Annotated in this window: 7 protein-coding genes and 1 pseudogene; 7 read left to right on the forward strand and 1 reads right to left on the reverse strand. The window is 65.0% G+C overall.

Annotated features, from left to right (window positions below):
* Positions 1–127: 127 nt before the first annotated feature.
* Positions 128–853, forward strand: coding sequence for an LPS export ABC transporter ATP-binding protein (lptB, locus tag L3X40_RS19835; protein ID WP_237367132.1), 726 nt, complete (start codon positions 128–130; stop codon positions 851–853).
* A gap of 150 nt (positions 854–1,003) precedes the next feature.
* On the opposite strand, the gene L3X40_RS19840 is transcribed toward lptB, so the two are convergent.
* The gene (locus tag L3X40_RS19840; protein WP_237367127.1) at positions 1,004–1,693 is read right to left on the reverse strand and encodes a TetR/AcrR family transcriptional regulator; all 690 of its coding nucleotides are present in this window, start codon (positions 1,691–1,693) and stop codon (positions 1,004–1,006) included.
* A gap of 162 nt (positions 1,694–1,855) precedes the next feature.
* Here L3X40_RS19840 and phbB point away from each other — a divergent pair, with 162 nt between their 5' ends.
* From phbB to L3X40_RS19870, 6 genes and pseudogenes are all read left to right on the forward strand, one after another.
* Positions 1,856–2,584: an acetoacetyl-CoA reductase gene (gene phbB, locus L3X40_RS19845; RefSeq protein ID WP_237367128.1), complete on the forward strand. Its 729-nt coding sequence runs from the start codon at positions 1,856–1,858 to the stop codon at positions 2,582–2,584.
* Positions 2,585–2,690: 106 nt separating this feature from the next.
* A complete protein-coding gene (locus L3X40_RS19850; protein ID WP_237367129.1) occupies positions 2,691–3,128 on the forward strand; it encodes a hypothetical protein in 438 nt (145 codons plus the stop codon).
* A gap of 164 nt (positions 3,129–3,292) precedes the next feature.
* Positions 3,293–4,690: an efflux transporter outer membrane subunit gene (locus L3X40_RS19855; protein ID WP_237367130.1), complete on the forward strand. Its 1,398-nt coding sequence runs from the start codon at positions 3,293–3,295 to the stop codon at positions 4,688–4,690.
* Positions 4,687–5,760 carry an HlyD family secretion protein gene (locus L3X40_RS19860; RefSeq protein WP_237367131.1) on the forward strand — a complete coding sequence of 358 codons (1,074 nt, stop codon included), beginning with the start codon at positions 4,687–4,689 and terminating at the stop codon, positions 5,758–5,760. Before L3X40_RS19855 ends, L3X40_RS19860 begins: the two co-directional genes overlap by 4 nt.
* Entirely contained in the window at positions 5,757–8,543 is a 2,787-nt protein-coding gene (gene rbbA / locus L3X40_RS19865; RefSeq protein WP_237367133.1) for a ribosome-associated ATPase/putative transporter RbbA, read from the forward strand. The genes L3X40_RS19860 and rbbA overlap by 4 nt, the downstream gene beginning before the upstream one ends.
* Before the next feature lies 1 nt (position 8,544).
* A pseudogene (locus L3X40_RS19870) lies at positions 8,545–8,975 on the forward strand (hypothetical protein); the annotation flags it as partial.

Here is an 8,975-nt window from a genome sequence, read left to right on the forward strand (position 1 = left end):
CATCGCGAGCTTTCTGGAAAACCCACTCTCGCAGGGGAACCGGAGAGCCGTGGATAGCGGCACGTCTGTTCATACGGGTGGCGGTCCGGTGACCGGTCGACCAGGCGAATTGCAGAGCTCCGACGGTATGGCCCAAGGACTCTCGATTGTCGGGATCGAAAAATCATTCGGCGCCCGAAAGGTTCTCCACGGCGTTTCGCTCAACGTCAAACCGGGCGAGATCGTGGGGCTGCTCGGTCCCAACGGCGCCGGAAAGACGATCTGCTTCTACGCGATCGTCGGCTTGACGAGCGTCGATGCCGGCACGATCCTGCTTGGCGGAGCGGATGTCACGGCGCTTCCGATGGACAGGCGCGCGGCGCGGGGTCTGGGCTATCTTCCGCAGGAGCCATCGGTCTTTCGGGGAATGACGGTGGCGGAAAACATCACCGCGGTGCTCGAGTGCCGCACGGACGATCCCGCAGTGATCGGGGCGCGCCTTGATGAACTGCTCGCCGAGTTCAGTATTGCCCATGTCCGCGATACGCCGGCTCCGGCTTTGTCAGGCGGAGAACGCCGCCGCACCGAGATTGCTCGTGCGATGGCTGCAAAGCCGACGATCATGTTGCTGGACGAGCCCTTTACCGGCATCGACCCCCTGTCGATCGTCGATATCAAGCTGATGGTGCGCGACCTCAAGCAGCATCGGGTCGGCGTCCTCATAACCGACCATAATGTCCACGAGATGCTCGAACTGGTCGATCGGGCCTATGTCATCCATGAGGGAAGGGTGCTGTTCGAGGGCGTGCCCGACGCGGTGCTTCACAATCCCGATGTGCGCAGACTCTACCTTGGCGAGGACTATGAGCAGTGACCTTTCCTTTGGTCGATCATAGCCGCTCCGTTGCCGCCGCTCAGCACCGGGCCAGCCTCGACGGCGGCCTGCTCGTGTTCATGCATCGGGGCGACGGCATGACGCAAGACTTGCGGTCGGAGTCCGTATCCAACAGGATCGAACATGGCGTTAACCGGAGCAGTCTTCGTCCAGGAAGGGGATTCCTCGCGCGATGAGATTCATGGTGCGCTCAAGATAACCGGACTTGGCACTGGATGTGTTTTCCAGTTCGTGCCGTAGGAGAATGCGGGTCCGCGGGCAGGTGACGAACGCATCGAAGAGGAAGGCCGCCAGGAACGGCAAATCAGTTGCGCATTTCTCGTCGCCATCGCAGGCTCGTTCGAGGATGGACTGGATCAATGCTATCCCCGCCTTTGCGCCCATCGAAGGTGTGACCTGGCTGACTTCCGATCCATGGTCGGCAATCCAGCTGACAAGTGACTCCAAACCTATGGCTTCGCGCTTGAGCGATGCATCGAGCATTTTCCTGCTAACATGGAGAAGTTTGTCCTGCGTCGAGCCGGCCGGAATATTCGCGGCGATTGGCCTGAGATAATGCGCCGTCCCGTGTTCGACGGCAGCGACAAGCAGCGCCGTTTTGGACCCGAACCGGGAATAGAGCGCGCGCTTGGACACATTGGCGGCGCTGGCAATCCCCTCCATGCTGGCGCCTTCCACGCCATGGGCGACGAACTGATCGAGCGCCACATCGAGGATATGGGCGCCCAGTAGGGCCGCGATTTCCTGCGGCGGCCGGCCACCTTTGGGGTCACGCGGCGGCAGGTGCCTGGCGCTTCCGGTTGATGTTGCTCGTGTCATAAAACCGTCTCTAACCCGATCATCCAGGTCTTGCATGAGTTTTGACTTGATCCGGCATCGCCAGGAGGCGATAACAAAACCGCTAAGTATACATACGCATTGTCCGGGGAGGAGCTGTGGGGGAAACGTCGCGGCGTTGAGCAGAAACGGAACCGGACGATCATGACGGATATCGCACTCGTAACCGGTGGCACGCGCGGGATCGGCGCGGCCATCGCCCGATCGCTCAAGGCGCAAGGCCATGAGGTGGCGGCCGTCTATCATGGCAATGACCCCGCCGCCGCCGGGTTCAAGCAGGACACCGGCATACCGGTGTTCAAATGGGACGTTGCGGACGAGGCGGCCTGCCGGGACGGCGTGGCCCAGGTCGAAGAACGGCTTGGGCCGGTGTCCATCCTCGTCAACAATGCGGGCATCACCCGCGACGGGGTCTTCCACAAGATGAGCTGGGACAATTGGCGGTCCGTGCTGGCGACCAACCTCGACTCGATGTTCACCATGACCCGCGCAATCATCGAGGGCATGCGCGAGCGGCGCTTCGGCCGGATCATCAACATCTCGTCGATCAATGGGCAGAAGGGCCAGGTCGGGCAGGTCAACTATTCCGCGGCCAAAGCGGGCGTGATCGGCTTTACCAAGGCACTGGCCCAGGAAAATGCCGCGCGCGGCATCACCGTGAACGCCGTCTGTCCCGGCTATGTCGACACGGATATGGTCGCGGCCGTCAAGGAGGAGGTGCGCGCCGGGATCATCGCCGGTATCCCAGTCGGCCGTCTCGGCGATCCGGACGAGGTTGCCCAGGCCGTCTCCTATCTCGCCTCGCCGAAGGCGGCTTTCTGCACCGGCTCAGTGCTCACCATCAATGGAGGGCAATATATCGCCAATGGCTGAGCCTCCATGCCCTGGCGTCATGTGTAAGGACAATCCCTCATATCGCAGCGCAGCATCGCAAAGGAAACTGCTCTTCCCTGACCTCCATCCCGAAAGGACCTGACCCATGAGCTATCCCCTCGATCAGATTACCGCGCTTGCCAAGGCCAATGGCGAGCTTGTCCTCAAATTCGCCGAGATCGCCCGGACCGGCGGCGAGGACTATGCGCAGATCGGCAGCAAGGCGGCGACCCTCTTCGCCGATCAGCTGAAAGAGCTGAAGCCGGGAACCGTTCCCAGCTTCAAGTCCGAAGCGGTCACGAGCCTGTTTGGCGAGGTCGAAAAGAGCCGGGAGGCCTCGGTGGGCAAGATCAAGGCGGCCGTCGACGAATGGCAGGACAGCTGGAAAGACCTGCTCTCGCAGGCGACCAACCAGCAGGAACTCACCGATACCATCCAGACGTGGTTCCAGCCCCTACTCAAGACGCCGGCGGCCGAGCCGGAGAAGGCGAAGGAGCGTGCGGCACCGGCGCCCGCACCTGCAAAAGCTTCCGCGACAGACTGAGGGTCGCAACTCACGGCGAACAACGGCTCCCGCCCGGCCCCCGGGCGGGAGCCGTCTATTTGAAGACCGAACCAGGGACTTTGCGCAACGATATGGCCGTTCCGGAGATCATGCGGGCCAGATACCGTCGGCCAGCTACAAGCGTAGCCTGTCTCGCTGCGTCCATGCTGCTGGCCGGCTGTTCGTTCGCACCGGCGCATGTCCGTCCGCCGCCGCCCGTTCCGCAAACCTATGCCGCATCAGCCTCCGGCTCGCCGTCCATCGCCCGGATCGGCTGGTATGATTTCTTCCGCGAGGAGCAGCTTCGTGCGCTGATCGCTGCGGCGCTCGAGAATAATCGCGATATCCGGATCGCGTCGGGGCGCGTCGCGGAGGCGCGGGCGGCGTGGCGGATCCAGGGATCGGTGCTCTACCCGCAGCTCGATGCCGTGGCGGCCGGAACGCGGGGACGCACGCCCGCCGATCTTTCGGTGACGGGCAGGGCGGTCACCGGCAACCAGATCTATGCGCAGCTCAGCGCCGGCTGGGAGATCGACTTCTGGGGCCGGCTGCGCAACCTCAACGCGGCGGCGCGCGCGCAATATCTGGCGACGGAGGAAGCGCGGCGCGCGGTCGCGACCGATCTCATCGCCCAGGTCGCCAACGGCTATCTGCTCGAGCGCGAATATGAGGAACGCGCCGCATTGGCGGGCCGGACGATCGCGACCCGCGAGGAATCGCTGCGGATCATGCGGCGGCGTTACGAGGTGGGATCGGGCTCCAAGCTCGAGATGACCCAGGCGCAGACCCTGCTGGCGCAGGCGCAGACGGCGCTGCAGGCGCTCGATCAGGATCGCGAAGTCAACCGTAACGCCCTGGCGCTGCTGGTCGGGCGTCCGGTCGACATATCGCCCGGGCCGCTCGGCCTTGCCGAGGCCGCGCCGGAGGTCATGCTTCCGCCGGGCCTGCCGTCGGAGCTTCTCGCCAATCGCCCCGACATCGTGGCGGCGGAATATGCCTTGCGCGCCGCCGACGCTAATATTGGCGCCGCGCGCGCAGCCTTCTTTCCGAACATCAGCCTGACCGGCGCCTTCGGGACTGCGAGCGGCGATCTGGATGGCTTGTTCAAGGATGGAAGCCTTTCCTGGAACTTCACGCCGACTGTGAGCCTGCCCTTGTTCAACGCCGGACGCCTCAAGGGTAACCTCGACGTCGCCAGGGCTCGCCAAGTGATCGCTGTCGCGGACTACGAGCGGACGGTGCAGGCGGCGTTTCGCGACGTCTCGGACGCGCTCGTCCGGCGCCGGCAACTGGGACTCCAGATCGAGACGATGCGCACCATGCTCGCGGCGCTGCGCGAACGTGCGCGGCTCGCCCAGTTGCGCTTCGACAACGGGCGCTCGGCCTATCTCGAGGTGCTCGACGCCCAGCGCGACCTGTTCGATACCGAGCAGACGCTCGTCCAACTCCGGCGCGCCGAGCTTGCGAGCGCCGTCGCCCTTTATGCCGCCCTGGGCGGAGGCTTTGTCCAGAGCCGGCCCTTCGACATCAACGCAGATGAAAGCAGGAATCCAGCAGAATGACGACGCCCCGGAAATTGTGGTTCATCAGGGGCGGCATTGCCGCGGCGATTGTTGCGGCGGCTTTCATCCTGTGGCTGCTGCTCAAGCCCTCCGATCTTCCGGATGGCATCATCGGGGGCAACGGACGGATCGAGGCGATCGAGATCGACGTCTCGGCCAAGACCCCCGGACGTATCCGTGAGATCGTCGCTGACGAGGGTGACTTCGTAAAAGCGGGCCAGGTCGTGGCGCATATGGACGTTGATGTCCTGAACGCACAGCGCTCAGAGGCACAGGCCCAGCTGGCCCAGGCCATCAATGCCATCCAGATCGCCGAAAGCCAGGTGTCGCAACGCCAGAGCGAGCGCGCGGCCGCGCTTGCCGCCGTCCGGCAGCGTGAGGCGGAGCTCAACGCCGCCCGCAAACGGCTCGCCCGCTCGGAGACGCTGGCGCGCGAGGGCGCGACCGCCGTGCAGGAGCGCGACGACGATCAGGCGCAGGTCGAGGGCGTAACCGCGGCGGTCGAGGCGGCGCGCGCGCAGCTGGCGGCCGTTGACGCGGCGATTGGCACCGCGCGCAGCCAGGTTATCGGGGCGCGCGCGAACGTCGACGCCGTCCGCGCGACGATCGAGCGGATCGAAGCCGATATCCGCGACAGCGACTTGCGCGCGCCGGTGGGCGGGAGGGTGCAGTATCGCGTGGCCCAGCCAGGCGAGGTCGTCGCCGGCGGCGGGCGGGTGCTCAACCTCGTCAACCTGGGCGACGTCTATATGACCTTCTTCCTGCCCGAGACGGTGGCGGGACGCGTGGCTTTGGGCAGCGACGTGCGGATCGTGCTCGATGCCGTGCCCGACTTGGTGATCCCCGCCAAGGTGTCGTTCGTCGCCGATGTCGCCCAGTTCACCCCCAAGACCGTGGAGACGGAAAGTGAGCGGCAGAAGCTGATGTTCCGCGTCAAAGCCCGCATCGATCCGGCCCTGCTCGAACGCCACATCACCCAGGTCAAGACCGGGCTTCCCGGCATGGCCTATGTTCGGACCGACCGCGGAACCGAATGGCCGGCGAAGTTGACCGTCAACGTGTCACGATGACCGAGCCTGGAATTTTGGGGGGCGCATCGCCTCGACTGGCGGTCCGCCTTTCGGGCGTCAGCCTGGACTATGGCAAGACGCGGGCGCTTGACGGCATTGACCTGGAAATTCCGGCCGGACGCATGGTCGCGCTGATCGGCCCCGACGGCGTCGGCAAGTCCACCCTGTTCTCGCTGATCGCCGGCGCGCGCGTGATCCAGGAGGGCGCCGTCGAGGTTCTCGGTGGCGATATGGCCGGCCGCGCGCATCGCGAAGCGGTCTGCCCGCGCATCGCCTATATGCCGCAGGGCCTGGGCAAGAACCTCTATCCGACCTTGTCCATCGACGAGAATCTGGAGTTTTTCGCGCGCCTGTTCGGCCAGGATGCGCAGGAGCGCGAGCAGCGTATCGCCCGGCTTACCGAAAGCACCGGCCTCGCGCCTTTCCGCAAGCGTCCGGCAGGCAAGCTTTCGGGCGGCATGAAACAAAAGCTGGGACTGTGCTGTGCCCTCATCCACGACCCCGATTTCCTGCTGCTCGACGAGCCGACCACGGGCGTCGATCCGCTGTCGCGCGCGCAGTTCTGGGACCTGATCGACCGCATCCGCACCGACCGGTCGGGCATGAGCGTACTGGTCGCCACCGCCTATATGGAGGAGGCGGCACGGTTCGACTGGCTGGTGGCAATGGATGCGGGGCAGATCCTCGCCACCGGCACCCCGGCGGACTTCTATCAACGCACCGGCACCGACGGGCTGGAACAGGCGTTCATCGCCCTGCTGCCCGAGGAACGGCGTCGCGGGCACAAGCCCGTGACCATCCCTCCACGCAGCGACGGGAGCGATGCCGAGATCGCCATCGAGGCCAAGGGGCTGACCATGCGCTTCGGCGATTTCACGGCGGTCGACCATGTCGATTTCCGCATCGAGCGCGGCGAGATTTTCGGCTTCCTGGGCTCCAATGGGTGCGGCAAGTCGACGACGATGAAGATGCTGACCGGCCTGCTCAAGGCGAGTGAGGGCCAGGCCTGGCTGTTCGGGAGCGAGGTCGGGAATGACGACATGGCGACGCGCCGGCGCGTCGGCTACATGTCCCAGGCCTTCTCGCTCTATTCCGAACTTACCGTCCGGCAGAACCTCGAGCTGCACGCACAGCTCTTCCATGTGCCCGCCGACCAAATTCCCGCCCGGGTCGAGGAGATGGCCGGACGCTTCGGCCTGACCGACATCATGGACGCGCTACCCGACGCGCTGCCGCTCGGCCAACGCCAGCGCCTCAGCCTCGCGGTGGCGATGATCCACAAGCCCGAGATGCTGATCCTCGACGAGCCGACCTCGGGCGTCGATCCGATCGCGCGCGACCAGTTCTGGCAGATGATGATCGACCTGTCCCGCAACGACAAGGTGACGATCTTCATATCCACCCATTTCATGAACGAGGCCGAACGTTGCGACCGCATCTCGCTGATGCATGCCGGCAAGGTGCTCGTCAGCGATACGCCGGCGGCGATCGTCGAGAAGCGCGGCAGCAAAAACCTCGAGGATGCGTTCATCGCCTATCTGGAGGACGCTGCCGGCGATACCGGGAAAGACGATCGGACGAAGACGAGCGCCGCTCCTGCCGCGCCGCCCGCCGGAGCCGATGGCGGGCAGGATGCGCCAGGCCGCTTTTCCCGCGTCTTCAGCCGTCGCCGGATGATGAGCTATTCCCGGCGCGAGGCGCTGGAACTGCGCCGCGATCCGATCCGCGCGACGCTCGCCCTTCTGGGCAGCGTCATCCTGATGTTCATCATGGGCTATGGCATCAGTCTTGACGTCGAGAACCTGCCGTTCGCGATGCTCGATCGCGACGGGACCACCACCAGCCAGAATTATACGCTGAACCTCGCCGGGTCGCGCTACTTTATCGAACGCCCGCCGATCACCGATTATGCGCAGCTCGACCGGCGCATGCGCGACGGCGAGCTCAGCGTCGCGATCGAGATTCCGCCGGGTTTCGCGCGCGACCTGCGCCGCGGCGATCCGGTCCAGATCGGCGTGTGGATCGACGGCGCCATGCCGATGCGGGCGGAGACCGTGCAGGGTTATATCCAGGCGATGCACGCGCAATGGCTGGGCGACATGGCGGTGCAGGAACTCGGCGTCCGGCCATCGGCGGGCCTCATCACCATTGAGACGCGCTATCGCTACAATCCCGACGTCAAGAGCCTGGTGGCGATCGCGCCGGCGGTCATTCCCGTCCTGCTGCTGCTGTTCCCGGCGATGCTGACGGCGCTCAGCGTCGTGCGCGAGAAGGAGCTGGGCTCGATCATCAACTTCTATGTCACGCCGATCACGCGGATCGAGTTCCTGCTCGGCAAGCAGCTGCCCTATGTCGCGCTCGCCATGTTGAACTATGTGCTGCTGGTGCTGCTGGCGCTGCTCGTCTTCCGCGTGCCGATCACCGGCAATGTGCTGGCGATGACGGTCGGGGCGCTGTTCTACACTTTGTCGGCGACGGCGATCGGACTGCTCTTCTCGATCTTCATGCGCAGCCAGATCGCCGCATTGTTCGCCACCGCGATCGGCACCATCCTGCCGGCCGTCCAGTTCTCCGGGCTGATCAACCCGGTCTCGTCGCTGGAGGGCGCCGGCGCGTTCGTCGGGCGCATCTTCCCCACCACTCATTTCGTGACGATCTGCCGAGGCGTCTTCTCGAAGGGGCTGGGCTTCGGCGATCTGGGCCAGCTGCTCCTTGCGCTGGCCGTGGCAGTGCCGGCGCTGCTCGCGCTGTCCGTCGCGCTCCTCAAGAAGCAGGAGGGCTGAGATGCGGCACGCGGCAAATATCCTGCGCCTCGGGATCAAGGAGCTTCGCAGCCTGTGGCGCGATCCGATGATGCTGGTGCTGATCGTCTACGCCTTCTCGCTCGGCATCTACGTGGCGGCCTCCGCCATGCCAGAAACGCTGAACAAGGCGCCGATCGCGATCGTCGACGAGGATCAGTCCCCGCTGTCGAACCGGATCACCGGCGCCTTCTATCCGCCGCACTTCACGCCACCGGCCTTGATCCCTTTGGGTGAGGTCGATCCGGCCATGGATGCCGGCCGCTATACCTTCGCGCTGGACTTGCCGCCCGAGTTTCAGCGCGATATCCTCGCCGGCCGGCAACCTACCGTCCAACTCAACATCGACGCCACGCGGATGAGCCAGGCGTTCACCGGCGGCGGCTATATCCAGCAGATCGTCCAGGGCGAGGT

The organism is Rhizorhapis sp. SPR117 (genome assembly GCF_021742065.1).